The organism is Comamonas sp. JNW, assembly GCF_003105075.1.
Taxonomy (GTDB): Bacteria; Pseudomonadota; Gammaproteobacteria; order Burkholderiales; family Burkholderiaceae_C; genus Comamonas; species Comamonas squillarum.
Window position 1 is genome coordinate 258,611 of sequence record NZ_QETI01000005.1, and the last position, 17,360, is coordinate 275,970.

A 17,360-nucleotide genomic window follows, 5' to 3' on the forward strand; every position below is an offset into this window, starting at 1 on the left:
TGGCGATGTCAGAGAAAGCCCCCTTATCCCTATGGCCCCATCCGCTGCCATGCAGTGCTGAAGGACCAGCCTTTTGGGTCAGATCAAGGCGCGCCGTTTTGCAGCAGCCGCAGCATCGCCGCCTCGTCCAGCACCGTCACGCCCAGCTCCTGGGCCTTGGTCAGTTTGCTGCCGGCGTCCGCGCCGGCCACCAGGTAATGGGTCTTCTTGCTCACCGAGCCGGAGACCTTGGCGCCTGCCGCTTCCAGCAGGTCCTTGGCTTCATCGCGGCCCATGGTGGGCAAGGTGCCGGTCAGCACCACGGTCATGCCGGCCAGAATCTGCGCGGGCTTTTCGGCAGGCACCGCTTCGTCCCAGTGCACGCCGGCTGCACGCAGTTGCTCGACCACCTCGCGGTTGTGCGGCTGCGCAAAAAAGGTGTGCAGGCTATGGGCCACCACCGGCCCCACGTCGTTCACCTGCAGCAGCTCGTCGACCGAGGCATCCATGATTGCGTCGAGCACTCCAAAGTGCTTGGCCAGGTCCTTGGCGGTGGATTCGCCCACATGGCGAATGCCCAGGCCAAACACAAAGCGAGCCAGCGTGGTTTTCTTCGAGGACTCCAGCGCCGCGAGCACATTCTGTGCGGATTTCTCTGCCATGCGCTCGAGGCCCGACAAGGTCGCAATGCCCAGTTTGTAGAGGTCGGGCAGGCTGCGGATCACGCCGCTGTCGACCAGCTGGTCGACCAGCTTGTCACCCAGACCTTCGATGTCCATCGCGCGGCGGTGCGCATAGTGCAGGATGGCCTCCTTGCGCTGGGCCACGCAGAACAGGCCGCCGGTGCAGCGGTGGTTGGCCTCGCCTTTTTCACGCACCACATCGCTGCCGCAGACCGGGCATTGGCTAGGCATCGAGAAGTTGGGCACATACTGCGAGCGCAGGCCAGGCACCCGGCCCGCCACCTCGGGGATCACGTCGCCCGCGCGGCGCACGATGACATCGTCCCCCACCCGTACCCCCTTTTTGCGGATGTCGAACACATTGGACAGGGTGGCATTGGTGACAGTGACGCCACCGACAAACACCGGTGCCAGACGCGCTACCGGCGTCAGCTTGCCGGTGCGGCCCACCTGCACCTCGATGCCTTCAAGCCGCGTCACCATCTCCTGGGCCGGGTACTTGTGGGCCACGGCCCAGCGCGGCTCGCGGCTGACAAAGCCCAGCTCCAGCTGCAGCGCGCGGCTGTTGACCTTGTAGACCACGCCATCGATCTCGTAACCCAGGTTGGCGCGCTCAGCGCCCATGCGCTGGTGAAAGGCCACCAGCGCATGGGCACCCTGGGCCACGCAGACCTGCGGCGCCACCGGAAAGCCCCAGGCGCGCAGCTGCATCAGCATTGCGTAGTGGCTGTCCCACTGCATGCCGCCTTGGGCCACCGGCGTCACCTCACCCAGGCCATAGGCAAAAAACGACAGCGGGCGCCGGGCGGTGATGTTGGAGTCAAGCTGGCGCACCGCGCCAGCGGCCGCATTGCGGGGGTTGACAAAGGTCTTGCCGCCCGCAGCTTCTTGCTTGCGGTTGAGCGCGTCAAAATCATCGCGGCGCATATAGACTTCGCCGCGCACCTCCAGCACCGGTGGCACGGCGGCATCCTGGCGCAGCTGCAGCGGTATCTGGCGGATGGTGCGGATATTGTGGGTGACGTCCTCGCCCACTTCGCCATCGCCGCGCGTCGTGGCCTGCACCAGGCGCCCGCCCTCGTAACGCAGGTTCATCGCCAGGCCATCGAATTTGGGCTCGGCGACATACTCAACCGGCGGGTCACTGGGATCGAGGCCCAGCTCCTTGCGGATGCGCGCATCAAAGGCCTGCGCGCCGCTGGCTTCGTTGTCGGTCTCGGTGCGGATGCTGAGCATCGGCACCGCATGGCGCACGGGGGTCAGGCCTTCCAGAATGGCACCAATGACGCGTTGGGTGGGCGAGTCGGGACTGAGCAGCTCGGGGTGGGCTTTTTCCAGCGCTTCGAGCTGCTGGTAGACGCGGTCGTACTCACCATCGGGCACTGTGGGCGCGTCCTGCACATAGTACTCATGCGCCCACTGCACCAGCTGCGCACGCAAGGCCTGCACCTGGGCGGCAGCATCCTGTGGGGCGTCACCAGCGGGCGACGCGAAAAGATCAATATTCTCAGCCATGCGGCTTGACTCCGAAAATCTGGCAAAGCGCGGGGCTCTGCGTGGTCTGATGCCTGCGACTATACGGCCAAAGCCGCGCATTCATTGCGTAAACAGCGGCGCCCAGAACGCAAAAAAGGCTGCACAGGCAGCCTTTGGCAAAACGGGTGCGGCTTAGCTGAACAAACGCCGTGCAGCCAGCGAGCCCGCTGCCAGGTCGCGCTGCTCGAGCTGGTCGTACAAGTTTTCCAGATCCTGGGCGATGGGGTCCACCACCATGATCGGCAGGGGCGTGCCATTTTGGTCGCAGATGACACCGTCCATCTCGGCGCACAGCGCCTCGGCGGCAGTGCGCATCTTGTCGAAGGGCTTTTCGCTGCGTGCCACATGGGGCACATCCAGGCTCAGCAGCACATCGCGCAAGGCGCTGGCTTCCGGATCGTCGGCCAGTGCAGCCTGCGCGTCATAGGTCAGCGCCAATATGGCAGGCATTTGCTCGATGCCCGAAGGCATCACCATGCGGCCAGGGCCAGCCGGCACAAAACCATGCTTGGCCGCAACCTGGGCCACATAGCCGGGGCTCCAGGAGGCGCGCTTGGCACGCAGCATAAAGGCCAGCTGCGCATCATGCTCGCTGGCAAAGGCGTCAAGTTCGCGAGCACGGGCCACTTCCTGCAGCATGTCAGGCGTGTCGTGCGCCGCGCCGATGCTGTCGGCAAACTGCTGGACCTTGGTGACGAACTCGGAAAACTCGATCTCGTTCATCGGGCCATGGCGGTTGGCCAGCTGCACGCCGGCCTGAAATCCGGTGTAGCGGGCGCCGGCGCGTGGCAGCTCCCAGGTCTGGCTGGTCTCGTTCATGCCTTCGATGTTGAAGGCCTTGTTGCCGGCGCGAAAGCTGCTGGGCATGGCTGCGATGGCCGCATTGCCGGAGACGATGCCGTCGGTGTGGATGGTGGCAATCGCATCGGTGAGCGGGTCGAGAATCTGCTGGCGGTCACCCAAGTAGGTGCCGGGGTTGCCGCTGCGTGCCACCGCGCCTGCACCAAAGGCATCGGCACTGTGGCCGCTCAGGCGGGGGCCCTGGCCGCCCAGTTGGGCATCGAGCACCGGGTCACCGGTGGCTGACGATGCCGCGCGGCCATCAAAGCCGGGCTCGTAGCGTAGCTCGGAGTCGCTGCTCTGGCCTGGCTCCTCGGGCCGGGGTTTTTTGGGCTCGTTGCGGCGTGCCGACCAGGTGTTGTAGGCGATGTACAAAACCAGAATGACACCAAAGGTGATCACCAACGCCAGTTGAAAATTACTCATAAGACTTCGTTTTTAAAAATCTTTCACGCCGAATCGGCCATCGACAAGGCAGATTCCATATCCACGGCCACAATGCGCGAGACGCCCTGCTCCTGCATTGTCACACCAATCAGCTGCTGGGCGATCTCCATCGCGATCTTGTTGTGGCTGATGAAGAGGAACTGCGTGCTGCGGCTCATCGAGGCCACCAGCTTGGCATAGCGCTCGGTATTGGCATCGTCGAGCGGCGCGTCCACCTCATCGAGCAGACAGAACGGCGCCGGGTTCAGCTGGAAGATCGCAAACACCAGCGCAATCGCGGTCAGCGCTTTCTCGCCGCCCGACAGCAGATGGATGGTCTGGTTCTTCTTGCCCGGCGGCTGGGCCATCACCTGCACGCCCGAGTCCAGAATCTCGTCGCCGGTGATGATCAGCTTGGCCTGGCCGCCGCCAAAGAGCTCGGGGAACATGCGGCCAAAATGGCTGTTGACGGTGTCAAACGTGCCCGAGAGCAGCTGCCGGGTTTCGGCATCGATCTTCTTGATCGCGTCTTCCAAGGTTGTCATGGCCTGGGTCAGGTCGTCCATCTGCGAGTCGAGGAAGGTCTTGCGCTCGCGGGCGTGGTTGAGCTCATCGAGCGCGGCCAGATTGACGGCGCCCAGCGCTTCAATCTCGCGGTGCAGGCGGTCGATCTCGCCTTGCAGACCGGTCAGGCGCACCTGGCCGTCCTTGACCGAGGCGGCAATGACCTCCAGATCGGCCTGGGCTTCCTGCAGCAAGGTTGTGTACTGCTCCAGGCCCAGTTGCGCGGCCTGCTCCTTGAGCTTGAACTCGGTGATGCGGTCGCGCAGCGGCTGCAGCTCGCGCTCAAACTGCTGGCGGCGCTCATCGCTGCTGCGCAGCCGGGCGGTCAGGTCGTCGTACTCGCTGCGGCGCGCGGCCAGGTCCTTCTCGCGCTCCATCTTCAGGTTCAGCGCATCTTGCAGGCCGCCTTGCGCGGCCGCGTCGTTGAGGCGCTTTTGCTCCTCCTGCGCGCGCAGCTGTTCATCGCCCAGGGCCTTGGCCTGCTGCAACGCCGTCTCCATCGTGCGGTTGAGCTCGGCGCGGCGCGCTTCCATGCTGCGCTGGCCAAACACCGCTTCCTGCGACTGGCGCTCCAGTGCACGCAACTGCTCGCGGGCGCTGGCCAGCTTGCGCTCGGACTCATACACGGTCTCATCGAGCTGGGCATGGCGCTCCTGGCTGTCGGCCAGCTGCATGTCCAGCTCTTCAAAGCGGGCCTCGGCCGCAATCCGGCGCTCCTGGATCTCTTCGAGCTGCTGCACCACTTCGCCCAGGTCGGTGTCGATCTGCGCGGTGCGGGCCCGGGCCTGCTCGGCCAACTGGGTCAGGCGCAAGGTCTCGACCTGCAGCTCATGGGCGCGGTTGCGGGTTTGCGCAGCCTCGGCGCGCACGGCCACCAGGCGCTGCGAGGCATCAGCGTAGGCGCTCTCGGCACGCACCAGCGCATTGCGCGCCTCTTCGCCAATCAGCGCTTGGGCGCGCAGCTCCTTTTCCAGGTGTTCAATTTCCTGGGCCCGGGCCAGCATGCCCGACTGCTCGGAGTCCTGCGCATAAAAGCTCACGCTGTGCAGGCTCACCGAGTGCCCAGTTGGCACAAAAATGGTTTCACCCGCCTGCAGGCGGCTGCGCTGGGCCAGCGCCTCGTCCAGGCTCGGGCAGGTGTAGCAGCCGCTCAGCCAATCGACCAGCACGGCGCGCAGGCCGGCATCATGGACGCGCAGCAAGTCGGACAGCTGCGCGAGTTTGCCAGCAGGAGCTGCGGCCGGAGCTTGGGGCACGCTGTAGAAAGCCAGGCGGGCGGGGGGCGCATCCTGGGCACCTGCGCCCAAAAAACCGCGCACCATATCAAGGCGGCTGACTTCCAGCGCAGCCAGGCGCTCGCGCAATGCCGCTTCGAGGGCGTTTTCCCAGCCGGGCTCGACCTGGATGCGGCTCCACAGGCCTTGGAGGCCATCGAGCCCATGCTTGGCCAGCCAGGGCTGCAGCTTGCCATCGGTCTTGACCTTTTCCTGCAAGGCCTTGAGGGCCTCGAGCCGTGCCGACAGATCGGCCTGCTTGGCGCCTTCCTGGTTGACCTGTTGCTGCTTGCTGCGCCGCGCCTCATCGAGCTGGGGGACGCTGTCTTGCAGCTCCAGCAGGCGCCCTTCGGCAATCTCGGCGGCCTCGGCTGCTTCCTCGTTTTGCTGCTGCAGGTTGGCCAGGCGGGTCTCGTCGGGCGCGGCCATCGCATTGCGGTCGCTGCGCAATCGCTCGCTGCGCACTTCCAGGCCTCGGCTTTGTTCGTTCAGGCTGCGCTGCTCGGCGGCCAGCACCTGGATCTGCTGCTGCACCTGGGTGACGGAGCTGCGCTGCTCATTGGCGCGCTGCTGGGCCAGGCGCAGCGCCTCTTCCATATCGGGCAGCTGCAGGTTTTGCTCTTCGAGCTGGGCGGCCAGCATCTCGGCGCGCTCTTCGGCATCCATGCCCTGGCCGGCCAGGTTCTCCAGCTCGGCCTCGGATTCGTCCTTGCGAACGGTCCACTGCGCAATCTGCTCGGCCAGTTGCACCAGGCGGTTTTCCACGCGCTGGCGGCCTTCGACCACATAGCGGATCTCCGCTTCGAGCCGGCCCACTTCGGCCGTGGCCTCGTAGAGCTTGCCCTGCGCCTGGTTGACGATGTCGCCCGCGGCATAGTGCGACTGGCGAATGGTCTCGAGGTCCGCCTCGACATGGCGCAGATCGGCCAGGCGCGACTCCAGGTCATTAACGGCCTTGAGGCCATCGATGCGCACCTTCTCCTGCTCCTGCTCGGCATCACTGCGTTTCAGGAACCACAGCTGGTGCTGCTTCAAGGTGGCGCTGGCATTGAGCGCGTTGTACTTGGCCGCCACCTCGGCCTGCTTCTCCAGCTTGTCGAGGTTGGCGTTGAGCTCGCGCAGGATGTCCTCGACCCGGGTCAGGTTCTCGCGTGTGTCGTTGAGGCGGTTCTCGGTCTCGCGGCGGCGCTCCTTGTACTTGGAGACGCCAGCGGCCTCTTCCAGAAACAGGCGCAGCTCTTCGGGGCGCGACTCGATGATGCGGCTGATGGTGCCCTGGCCGATGATGGCGTAGGCGCGCGGGCCCAGGCCCGTGCCCAGAAACACGTCCTGCACATCGCGCCGGCGCACCGGCATGTTGTTGATGAAGTAGCTGCTGCTGCCGTCGCGCGTGAGCACGCGTTTGACCGCAATTTCGGTGTACTGGCTCCACTGGCCGCCGGCGCGGTGGTCGCTGTTGTCAAACACCAGCTCCACGCTGGAGCGGCTGGCCGGCTTGCGGTGCGTGGTGCCATTGAAGATCACATCCTGCATGGACTCGCCGCGCAGCTCGCTCGCCTTGGACTCGCCCAGCACCCAGCGCACCGCATCCATGATGTTGGACTTGCCGCAGCCATTGGGGCCGACCACGCCCACCAGTTGCCCTGGCAGCATGAAATTGGTGGGCTCCGCAAACGATTTGAAGCCAGCAAGCTTGATGGAATTGAGGCGCACAGTGCTCGTTTTCTCTTGGATGGGCGGTGATCACCTGCCTGGCGTTGTCGCAAGCGGGCCCGGCCACGCAAGGTGGAGCTGGCCCGGCATGGCCGGCAGGTGCCTGAGGTCCCAGGGATCTCTTCTGATGAAGCAAGCGGTAGAACTCAGGCCGACATAATAACCGGCCCTCCTGGCCCACCAGGGACAAAAGCGCCTGCTGCTGCGGTTTTGCGCCCTGGGCAGGGTCAAATAATGTTGCGCCGCCGCAGCGCTGCGCCCTGCAGGGGCCAGGCTTGCTATATAGACACAGGGCCACGCAGGGAAAGCCGCAAGACAGACAATGGCTGCATGGATTCAAGCATGTCTACGCGCCCGGCGGCTGCCGCGGTCACCGCATCCACCCCGAGCACAGCAGTGTCTGCACTGCAGCCCGGTGCCCAGTGGCACAACGGTTTTGCCAGCCTGCCGCCGGTCTTCTACACCCGCCTGCAACCCACCCCCATGCCGCAGCTGGCGATGCCGGCGCGCAATGACGCGCTGGCCCAGGACATGGGGCTGCGCCCCGAATGGCTGGCCAGCAGCGAGGCCACCCAGGTGCTGGGCGGCAATGCGCTGCTGCCGGGCATGGACGCCCTGGCCAGCGTCTACAGCGGCCACCAGTTTGGCCACTGGGCTGGCCAGTTGGGCGACGGCCGGGCCATTTTGCTCGGCGAGATCCGCTCGGCGAGCGCCCCCGAGGGCCTGGAGCTGCAGCTCAAAGGCGCGGGCAAGACGCCCTATTCCCGCATGGGCGATGGGCGCGCGGTGCTGCGCTCGTCCATCCGCGAATACCTGTGCAGCGAGGCCATGCACGGCCTGGGCGTGCCCACCACGCGTGCGCTGTCGCTCGTCACCTCGCCCCAGCCCATCTACCGCGAGACGGTGGAGACCGCTGCCGTCGTCGCCCGCGTGGCGCCCAGCTTTGTGCGCTTTGGCCATTTTGAGCATTTCGCGGCCCGCGATGACCAGGACAGCCTGCGCAAGCTCGCGGACTATGTCGCCGAGCGCTACATGCCGGCTGTTGCCCAGCACGCCAGCGGCAGCACCGAGCGTTATGCCGCGCTGCTGGCCGAGGTGGCCGAGCGCACTGCGCGCATGATGGCGCTGTGGCAGGCCCATGGCTTTTGCCATGGCGTGATGAACACCGATAACATGAGCATTCTGGGCCTTACCATCGACTACGGCCCCTTCCAGTTTCTCGACCACTACGACGCCAACCATATCTGCAACCACAGCGATACCGGTGGCCGCTACGCCTTTGCCCGCCAGCCGCAGGTGGCCTACTGGAACCTGTTTTGCCTGGGCCAGGCGCTGCTGCCGCTGATTGAAGACGAAGCGACCACCTTGGCGGCGCTGGAGCGCTACAAGACCGCGCTGGAGCCTGCGATGCAGCGCGCACTGGGCGCCAAGCTGGGCCTCGATCCCGCCCGCAGCACCGCGCCCGAAGCGGTGGCCGCTGTGGTCAACCCCTTGCTCGCCCTGATGCAGCAGCACCGCACCGATTACAGCCTGTTCTGGCGCGCGCTGTCGCAAGCAGTGGCCGATGACAGCCTGCCGGCGCTGGCCCCATGGTTCAATGGCGATGCAGCCTTTGAGACCTGGCGCGAGCAGTACCAGGCGCTGCTGCAGCCCGGCGATGCAGCAGCCACCGCTGCGCGCATGTTCGCCGCCAACCCGCGCTATGTGCTGCGCAACCACCTGGGCCAGCAAGCCATCACTGCTGCCCAGCGGGGCGACTGGACCCCGTTTACCCGCTTGCAAACCGTGCTGGCGACACCATATGCAGACCATCCCGGCTGCGAAGACCTGGCCGCCCTCCCGCCCGACTGGGCGCAACATATTGAAATCAGCTGTTCATCATGAGCTTTCCCGTCCAAAAATCGGATGCCCAATGGCAGGCCGAACTCGCATCCAAGCAAGCCGAATCGGTGGCCTACCAGGTCACCCGCCACGCCGCCACCGAACGCCCTTTTACCGGCAAGTACGAGGCCCACTGGGCCGATGGCAGCTACCACTGCATCTGCTGCGGCGCCAAGCTGTTTGACAGCGACACCAAGTTTGACGCGGGCTGCGGCTGGCCCAGCTTCTCCGAAGCCATCCCCGGAGCGATCCAGGAGAACGTGGACCGCAGCCATGGTATGGTGCGGGTGGAGACGGTCTGCGCCCAGTGCGGCGCCCACCTGGGCCATGTGTTCCCGGACGGCCCCCAGCCTACCGGCCTGCGCTACTGCATGAACTCGGCTGCGCTGGACTTTGAAAAGCAGGACTAAGAACCTGTTCTAAGCCTGGCTTGCCCCTGCCATGACAGGCCGGTGGCAGGCGCGGCACGGAACTTTGGCTGCCGCCAGCGCTCTGACACCCCGGCAAGCCGAGGCGAGCACTTCAGCCCGGCTTAAGCTGGCAGCAAAATAGCTCGCGTATCATTGGCCGCTTGCCTGCAGACGCGCTCTTCAACCAAACACAAGCACCCAAAGCCCTGCTCTCTTGTCCGCACTGCGCTCCGGCTTTTGAGCCATGCCGTGCACAGCCCGCATCGCCTGATATGAAATTTTTGATTGATTTTTTCCCCATCCTGCTGTTTTTCGCAGCGTTCAAGGTCTGGGGGGTGTTTGTGGCCACCGGGGTGGCCATCGTGGCGACCATTGCGCAAATCGCCTACCTGCGCTTCAAGGTCGGCAAGGTAGAACCCATGCAGTGGATCAGCCTGGGCGTGATCGTGGTGTTTGGTGGCGCCACCCTGCTTTTTCACGACGAGTCTTTCATCAAGTGGAAGCCGACCGTGCTGTATTGGGTGATGGCGGCCGTGTTGCTGGGCGGCCAGTGGTTCTTCAACAAGAACCTGATGCAAAAGCTGATGTCGGGGCAGGTGCAGCTGCCCCAGCCCGTCTGGAACACGGTTAACTACAGCTGGGCCATCTTTTTTACCCTTATGGGCATTGTCAACATCTGGGTCGCCTACCAGTTTGACCTCGATACCTGGGTCACCTTCAAGATGTTCGGCGGCCTGGGCCTGATGCTGGTCTTTGTGCTGGGCCAGGCCATGTACCTCAGCCGCCACATCCAGCACAACCCGGAAGACCAACCCTGAGCAGGCGCCTGAGCCTGAGGTGCCGATAGCAGCGCTTCGCCAAGGCTCCCAGCCCGCCCGCATTCACTCCTTTTTTATGCAAGCCCAGGACATTACCGCCACCGCCATTGAAGCGGTGCTGCGCGACAAACTCTCGCCCACCCAGTTGGAAGTGATCGATGAAAGCGGTCTGCACGCCGGCCATGTGGGCGCCAATGGCAGCGGATTTGGCACCCATTTCCGGCTGCGCATCGCTTCACCCTTATTTACTGGCACATCACGCATAGCCCAGCATCGGCTTGTGTATGATGCGCTCCAAGCATTCATTGACGCGGGTTTACATGCCCTTGCCATTGAAGTCCTGCATACACCAAAACAATGAAATCACTGGTGTATATTTCCTTCATAGATAAACAATTTGGATTTCGCATGAAAAAACAGCTCTTGTCCGGTCTGGTTGCAGCTGCCCTGCTTGGTTCAGCCGCGCTGCCTGCAGTGGCCCAAAACATTGGCATCGTCAATGGCAAGCCAGTGCCCTCATCCCTGCTGCAGACCTTCAAGGAACAAATGGAGCGCAGCGGTCGCCCGGTGAGCGCCGAGCAAGAAGGCCAGATCAAGGAAGCCATCATTGAGCGCGAAATCTATGCCCAGGCTGCCAAGGCCCAAGGCCTGGACGCGACCGAGTCCTTCAAGGGCCAGGTCGAGCTGGCGCGCCAAGGCATCCTGACCCAGGAGCTGTTTGCTGCCTACGAAAAGGCGCATCCTATCTCTGACGCCGCTGCCAAGGCCGAGTACGACAAGTTTGTTGCGACCAACCAAGGCAAGGAATACCACGCCTTCCACATCCTGGTGGACAGCGAAGACAAGGCCAAGGCCCTGATCGCCCAAATCAAGAAGGGTGCCAAGTTCGAAGACCTGGCCAAGAAGGAGTCCAAGGATCCTGGATCGGGCCAGCGCGGTGGTGATCTGGACTGGGGCAATGCCGCCAACTACGTCCCTGAGTTCTCCGAAGCGATGACCAAGCTGAAGAAGGGCCAGATGACCGATACCCCGGTCAAGACCCAGTTCGGCTACCACATCATCCGTGTGGACGATGTGCGCGAAGCGCAACTGCCCAAGTTCGAGGAAGTCAAGCCCCAGATCGAGCAGCAACTGCGCCAGCAACAAATCCAGAAGTACCAGCAAGAGCTGCGTGAAAAGGCCAAGGTCGAGTAATTCTCGCCACTTCGCTTCTACTTGCAACCCCTGCCCCGTGCAGGGGTTGTGCTTTGTGGGCTGCAGCCTGCCACTGTGCGGCGCTACACTCGGATGGCTCTGGCTGGCCCCTGAAGGTCAGCCTTCTTCCTTGCGGCAGCCCTGTGCTGCTGCTGCCTTTACAAGAAAGAAAACCCCATGCGTCTTTTGCACACCATGCTGCGCGTTGGCAATCTCCAGCGCTCCATCGATTTCTACACCCAGGTGCTGGGCATGCGCCTGCTGCGCACCTCGGAAAACCCCGAGTACAAGTATTCGCTCGCCTTTGTCGGCTACGAAGGCGGCAACCCTGGCCAGGCCGAGATCGAGCTGACCTACAACTGGGGCACCGAGAGCTATGACCTGGGCACGGCCTATGGCCATATTGCGCTAGGCGTGCCCGATGCCTATGCCGCTTGCGAGAAGATCAAGGCCAATGGCGGCAACGTCACCCGCGAAGCCGGCCCTGTGAAGGGCGGCACCACGGTGATCGCTTTTGTGACCGATCCTGATGGCTATAAAATTGAGCTCATCCAACGCGATGAAAGCGGCTCTGGCGGCGGTCTGCGCTAAGGCCAGCCCGGGGCGCGTCTTTCAATCACGCCCCACCTCAGCCAAAGCCAGGCCCATACCTGGCTTTTTGCATTCCAGCCACCAAGGGCCATCGGCGCTGGTCAGCGGCTATGGCCGTTGTGCTGCTTGTTTTTGTACATGTCCAGATCGGCGTGCTTGAGCAGGCTTTGTGGGTCGGCACCATCGATCGGATAGATGGCCTGCCCGATGGAAGCACCCAGATGAACCACCTCGCCCTCAGGCAAGCCCTTGAGCGTCTGCAGCGCAGGGGCGAGAACCTCCAGGATCTTGGTTTTCACCACCTGGATCTGCTCGTCGCTGTGGATGCCCTGCAGCACAGCCACAAACTCATCCCCTCCCAGGCGAATCAGTACGTCGTTGCTGCGCAGCACTTCCTTGAGGCGCTGCACTACCTCGATCAGGGCCAAATCGCCGTTCTCATGCCCCCAACGGTCATTGAGCGGCTTGAACTGGTTGAGGTCGATAAAGAGAATGGCAAACACCGCCTGCTTGGGCGCGTTCGGCCGGGTCAGGGTCTCCAGAATATGGTTCAGCGCGCTGCGATTGGCAGCGCCGGTCAGCGCATCGGTGAACAAGCGATGCCGCATATGGTGGACATTGCTGGCCAGTTCACCAATCTCATCATTGCGCTCCACACCAATGGGCACATCGATCTCGCCCTGCCCGACGCGGCGCACCGCATAGGTGAGTGAGCGCATGTCCTTGGCCAAGCCGCCAAAAATGCGCAAACCCAGCGCCAATGCAATACCCAGGGCCAGCAGGCCCAAGGCCACCACCAGCACCACATGGGCGCGGATGCCTGCCAGCATCTGCTGGTGCGGCACAGCGACCACAGCGAGCCAGTTGAGGCCCGCCTCATCGGTCACGCGGCGGTAGGCTACCTCGATCGCATGGTCCTTGGCATCAAAGATCAGCGCCGTGCGCGCCACCTCATTGGACTGCGAGAACTCATGCACCAGCTGCCGGTACACCACTTTGAGCAAGGGATTGCCGGCGCTGGCGGCGTTGACCCGGCTGGGCGGCTGCTCGCCGTTCTCGCGGATATTGTCCATGCGCGTGCCGGCAATCAGGTCCCCATTGGGCTCCATGATGAAAGCCTGCGCGCCCTCGGACAAATGCAGGCCGTCGACGAAAAGCCGCAGCTCGCTCAAAGAGACATCGGTGGCAACCACACCGCTGGGCTGGCCGTCAGGGCCGAACACCCTGCGCGCCCGCGTCATCACCAGGTCCTTGGCATTGAAATCGATATAGACCGGCGTCCAGATATGGCCGACGACGCCCTGCGCGAGCCGGTACCAGGGACGCGTGCGCGGATCGAACAAATTGGATTCTTTTGACAAGAAGATGGGCTCGGCCTGGATCCCTGGCAACAGGTAGCGGCTGCGCACCTCCTGCGCATGCAACTTGATGCGCAGCTCTGCCTGGGTGTCATTGCTGCGCAGCAGGCCTATGCCCTGCCCATGGCGATTGCCGTAATAGACATAGTCGCCCTGGTGCTGAGTGAGTGACGTGGCGGCCCACAGGCGGGTGCGCAGCGCCGGCATGTCGTTCTCAATCCTGTCGGGGGCCTGCAGGCCCGCTGGAAAGCTTGCCTCGATGATGGAGCCCGAGCTGAAGATGTGCCGGTCCACCGCCTGGCTGATGCGCTCGGCCATCTCCACCATCAGCTGCTGCGACAGCATCGATACCGTCTTGCTGCCCGTCCAGTACCACAGCACGCCGAGCACCCCGGTCAGCAATGCAATCAGCATCACAAAGGGCAAAATCAGGGTGATCGTCAACGACGAAGCTTTACGGACGGGCATAACCAGAGATGGGGAAGGCTTGGATGGCGCGGTGGGCAGGTATTGGTATAGATACTGTCAGTTAATTCTTACTTTAACCGTTTTTATGAATTACATCGCACGATAGATCTGCGTAATAACTCAACTTGGCAGCGCCATGTTGCCACGGCAACCCCAGGCCATCGCTGGAATTTTTCTGGCGCGCAAGCGACAGATCCATCGATTACCCTCAGCCTGGTAAAAAGATAGTTGCTCTGGAGATTCTTTTTTTGGGTGGAGAATAGAGGCCGGAAGAAATGCCGCTGATTCCCTTGCCGGGCGGCCTCAGTATAACCAATCAAATACATTTAATTACATTAATTCGGCATAAATCAATCTCGGATCAGCGGAAATCACCCATCATTGAGTTACAAATTAGCTATAAGCTGATAGAATCAATGAATAACAAAATGCGATTTAGCATGATTTGTATCCACTCCTGTCCTCATTGCCGAGGGCTCGGGCATAGCAACTCCCGCTGAATTGGTGGTGCTTGGCCTCAGTCTTCAGTCCAACGATGGACGTTGCCGCTTTGTTTATAGATTGATGATCCCATGGCTACTGAACTGCTTCTGAACAAAAGGCTCTCTCGCAGAACCCTCAACAGCTTGGGGCGACATGCGATCACCACGGTGGATCAGGTCGTCGAAGCATATCCCGAGCGCTTGCTCAAGCTCAATGGCGTGGGGATGACGGTGCTGCGCGACATCGAGCGGACGCTGTTTCCCGGACAGCAGTTCCAGCCGCACTCAGGCCGCTACAAGGCCTGGACGGAAGACGCAGCCAACCAGCCGCATGCTGAGCAGGCGCAGTCCAAGGACTAAAGGTGCGCCCCCGGGGCACCGCCCTGCTCCTCTGCCCAATTCCCTGCTTTTAGCGGACACCATGCAGGCCTGCACTGCACGCCTGCTGGCATGTACACGCAAGGTCTGTGGCCCGGCCACGGGGCAGAAACGCCATGCCGGGCGCTGTGCGCTAGCGCCCGGGTGCAGCGCAGCGGCATGGCCTATGGATCAATGTTCATCCCGCTTGTGGGGATGGGGTATGGAACGCAGCCACTTGGCGGCTTGGATGGCCGCCCGGAATTGCTCTGATGGCTGTGGTATCAGGCCTTGCGTGGCAAGGCGGCAGCCTCACGGGCCAGCAAGGTGATGTGCTCCCAGTCACCGCGCTCCAAGGTGTCGGTGGGCACCAGCCAGGATCCGCCCACGCAGACGACATTCTTCAGCGCCAGAAACTCCGCCGCATTCGCCGTCGTGATACCCCCGGTGGGGCAAAAGCGCACTTCGGCAAAAGGGCCTTGCCAAGCCTTGAGCATGTTGATGCCGCCCGCCTGCAGCGCGGGGAAGAACTTCAGCTCATTGAAGCCGTCTTGCTGGGCCTGCATGATTTCGCTGCTGGTGGCCACGCCGGGCAGCAGCGCCAGGCGCGCGTCGCGGCAGGCGTCACCCACACTCGTGGTGTAGCCGGGGCTGACCGCAAAGCGGGCCCCAGCCGCCGCAGCGGCACGCGCATCGGTGGCATTGCGCACGGTGCCCGCGCCCACAATCGCCTCAGGCACAGACTTGGCAATCGCCTCGATCGCGGCCAGGCCTTGTGGCGTGCGCAAGGTCACCTCGAGCACCCGGATGCCGCCAGCAACCAGGGCCTTGGCCATGGACACAGCGTGGTTGACGTCGCGCAGCACGATCACCGGGATCACCGGTGCGTCTTGCATGATCGATAAAGCGGTCAGTTGCTCAGCCATGTGCAGGCTCCTTCTTCTGCGCTCAGCGCATTGCGCCGGAATCCGGCAAACAGTTCTCGGCCCAGTCCGCGGCCATTGGCGCGCAGCTGCTCGGCCGGTATCGTGGCCAGTGGGCGTGCCTCCCAGATGGCGGCATCCACTTCGGCCTGCATGATACCGGTTTCAGCATCCAGCAGCACCATATCGCCGCTCTCAATTTTGGCCAAGGGGCCGCCTGCCAGTGCTTCAGGTGACACATGGATGGCAGCGGGCACCTTGCCCGAGGCACCGCTCATGCGGCCGTCGGTCACCAGCGCCACCTGGAAGCCCTTGCCTTGCAGCACGGCCAAGGGCGGCGTGAGCTTGTGCAGCTCGGGCATGCCGTTGGCCTGCGGGCCCTGCCAGCGCACCACGCAGACGACGCCGTTGTGCCCATTGGTCTGGCAGGCCTGCTCCAGCGCGCCCGATTTGAAGGCCTCCTGCAGCGCATCCTGCGAGTCAAACACCCAGGCCGGCGCGCGCAGCACATGGCGGTCGAGCGGCACGGCGCTGACCTTGATCACGCTGCGGCCCAGGTTGCCGGTCAGCAGCTTGAGGCCACCGGTAGCACTGAAAGGGGCGCTCACCGGGCGCAGCACGCTGTCGTCACCGGATTCGGTGGCCGCCTGCCAGACCAGTTGGCCCGCTTCGACGCGCGGGACAGTCGCGTAAGCCGCCAGGCCCTCGGGGCGCACCGTGAGCACGTCGCCGTGCATCAGGCCGGCCGCCAGCAACTGGCCAATCACATAGCCCGGGCCGCCAGCTGCCTGGAACTGGTTCACGTCTGCCGCCCCATTGGGGTAGACGCGTGCCAGCAAGGGCACGACCGAGGACAGCTGCTCAAAATCATTCCAGTCGATGACGATGCCGGCAGCACGCGCCACCGCCACCCAGTGGATCAAATGGTTGGTCGAGCCGCCCGTTGCCAGCAGTGCCACCATGGCATTGACAATGCAGCGCTCGTCAACCACGCGGCCAATGGGCGCAAAGCGCTTGCCAGCGGTGATGCCCAGCACGGTACGCATGGCCTCGCGGGTGAGCAGCTCACGCGCGCCATCACCCGGGTTGATAAAGGCATTGCCCGGCACATGCAGGCCCATCGCTTCGAGCAGCATCTGGTTGCTGTTGGCGGTGCCGTAGAAGGTGCAGGTGCCCGCGTCATGGTAGGCGGCCATCTCGGCTTCGAGCAGCTTCTCGCGTCCCACCAGGCCTTGCGCGGCCAGCTCGCGCACCTTGGCCTTGTCGTTGTTGGACAGGCCCGAGGTCATGGGCCCTGCAGGCACAAACACCATCGGCAGATGGCCAAAATGCAGCGCGCCAATCAAGAGGCCCGGCACGATCTTGTCGCAGACGCCCAGCATCAGCGCCGCATCAAAGGTGTCATGGGTCAGCGCCACGGCGGTGCCCATCGCAATCGCATCGCGGCTGAACAGGCTCAGTTCCATGCCCGGCATGCCCTGGGTCACGCCATCGCACATGGCGGGCACACCACCTGCCACCTGCGCGGTGGCGCCATGCTTGCGCGCCTCGTCCTTCAGGATATCGGGGTAGCGCTGCAGCGGCGCATGGGCCGAGAGCACATCGTTGTAGGCCGTGACAATGCCCACGTTCGGGCCCTTGACCTCGACAATGCGCAGCTTGTCGTTGACCGGTACACCGGCCACGGCATGCGCGACATTGGCGCAGCCCATCGAGCGCATCTGCGGCGGGCGCTGGGCCATGGCGTCAACCTGGGCCAGATAGTCGCTGCGCGTGGCAGCGCTCTTGGCACGGATGCGGTCAGTGACAGCTTGAAGAACCGGGTGGATCTGCATCATGGGGAATCCTTTGCATCACAGGGGC

Annotated in this window: 13 protein-coding genes; 7 read left to right on the plus strand and 6 right to left on the minus strand. The window is 63.4% G+C overall.

All coding sequences use genetic code 11. The features are described from left to right. Positions 1-83: 83 nt before the first annotated feature. The 3 genes from ligA to smc all read right to left on the minus strand — a co-directional run bounded on the left by ligA (position 84) and on the right by smc (position 7,015). Complete coding sequence (gene ligA / locus DCO45_RS10135; protein WP_116925719.1) at positions 84-2,177, minus strand: NAD-dependent DNA ligase LigA; 2,094 nt, start codon at positions 2,175-2,177, stop codon at positions 84-86. A 153-nt stretch (positions 2,178-2,330) separates the two neighbouring features. Then, positions 2,331-3,464: a cell division protein ZipA C-terminal FtsZ-binding domain-containing protein gene (locus tag DCO45_RS10140; protein ID WP_116925720.1), complete on the minus strand. Its 1,134-nt coding sequence runs from the start codon at positions 3,462-3,464 to the stop codon at positions 2,331-2,333. A 23-nt stretch (positions 3,465-3,487) separates the two neighbouring features. Next, positions 3,488-7,015 carry a chromosome segregation protein SMC gene (gene smc, locus DCO45_RS10145; RefSeq protein WP_116925721.1) on the minus strand — a complete coding sequence of 1,176 codons (3,528 nt, stop codon included), beginning with the start codon at positions 7,013-7,015 and terminating at the stop codon, positions 3,488-3,490. 342 nt (positions 7,016-7,357) lie between these two features. Between smc and DCO45_RS10150 the strand changes: the two genes are divergently transcribed. The 6 genes from DCO45_RS10150 to gloA all read left to right on the plus strand — a co-directional run bounded on the left by DCO45_RS10150 (position 7,358) and on the right by gloA (position 11,909). Next, positions 7,358-8,899, plus strand: coding sequence for a protein adenylyltransferase SelO (locus DCO45_RS10150; RefSeq protein ID WP_116925722.1), 1,542 nt, complete (start codon positions 7,358-7,360; stop codon positions 8,897-8,899). Next, the gene (gene msrB, locus DCO45_RS10155) at positions 8,896-9,306 is read left to right on the plus strand and encodes a peptide-methionine (R)-S-oxide reductase MsrB (RefSeq protein ID WP_021028109.1); all 411 of its coding nucleotides are present in this window, start codon (positions 8,896-8,898) and stop codon (positions 9,304-9,306) included. Before DCO45_RS10150 ends, msrB begins: the two co-directional genes overlap by 4 nt. Before the next feature lie 272 nt (positions 9,307-9,578). Continuing rightward, positions 9,579-10,124 (plus strand): septation protein A, encoded by a 546-nt coding sequence (locus DCO45_RS10160; protein ID WP_116925723.1) that lies wholly within the window; start codon positions 9,579-9,581, stop codon positions 10,122-10,124. A gap of 76 nt (positions 10,125-10,200) precedes the next feature. Next, entirely contained in the window at positions 10,201-10,485 is a 285-nt protein-coding gene (locus DCO45_RS10165; protein WP_021028111.1) for a BolA family protein, read from the plus strand. A gap of 47 nt (positions 10,486-10,532) precedes the next feature. Continuing rightward, positions 10,533-11,318, plus strand: coding sequence for a peptidylprolyl isomerase (locus DCO45_RS10170; protein WP_116925724.1), 786 nt, complete (start codon positions 10,533-10,535; stop codon positions 11,316-11,318). A gap of 177 nt (positions 11,319-11,495) precedes the next feature. Further along, a complete protein-coding gene (gloA, locus tag DCO45_RS10175; RefSeq protein WP_116925725.1) occupies positions 11,496-11,909 on the plus strand; it encodes a lactoylglutathione lyase in 414 nt (137 codons plus the stop codon). Positions 11,910-12,010: 101 nt separating this feature from the next. Here the strand turns inward: gloA and DCO45_RS10180 are convergent, their stop codons facing one another. After that, positions 12,011-13,735, minus strand: coding sequence for a diguanylate cyclase (locus DCO45_RS10180; RefSeq protein ID WP_116925726.1), 1,725 nt, complete (start codon positions 13,733-13,735; stop codon positions 12,011-12,013). Between the two features lie 572 nt (positions 13,736-14,307). Here DCO45_RS10180 and DCO45_RS10185 point away from each other — a divergent pair. Continuing rightward, positions 14,308-14,577, plus strand: a complete 270-nt coding sequence (locus tag DCO45_RS10185; RefSeq protein WP_021028115.1) for a DNA-directed RNA polymerase subunit alpha C-terminal domain-containing protein — start codon at positions 14,308-14,310, stop codon at positions 14,575-14,577. 281 nt (positions 14,578-14,858) lie between these two features. Here the strand turns inward: DCO45_RS10185 and eda are convergent, their stop codons facing one another. Next, positions 14,859-15,500: a bifunctional 4-hydroxy-2-oxoglutarate aldolase/2-dehydro-3-deoxy-phosphogluconate aldolase gene (gene eda / locus DCO45_RS10190; protein WP_116925727.1), complete on the minus strand. Its 642-nt coding sequence runs from the start codon at positions 15,498-15,500 to the stop codon at positions 14,859-14,861. Next, complete coding sequence (edd, locus tag DCO45_RS10195; RefSeq protein ID WP_116925777.1) at positions 15,485-17,332, minus strand: phosphogluconate dehydratase; 1,848 nt, start codon at positions 17,330-17,332, stop codon at positions 15,485-15,487. The genes eda and edd overlap by 16 nt, the downstream gene beginning before the upstream one ends. Positions 17,333-17,360 lie beyond the last annotated feature (28 nt).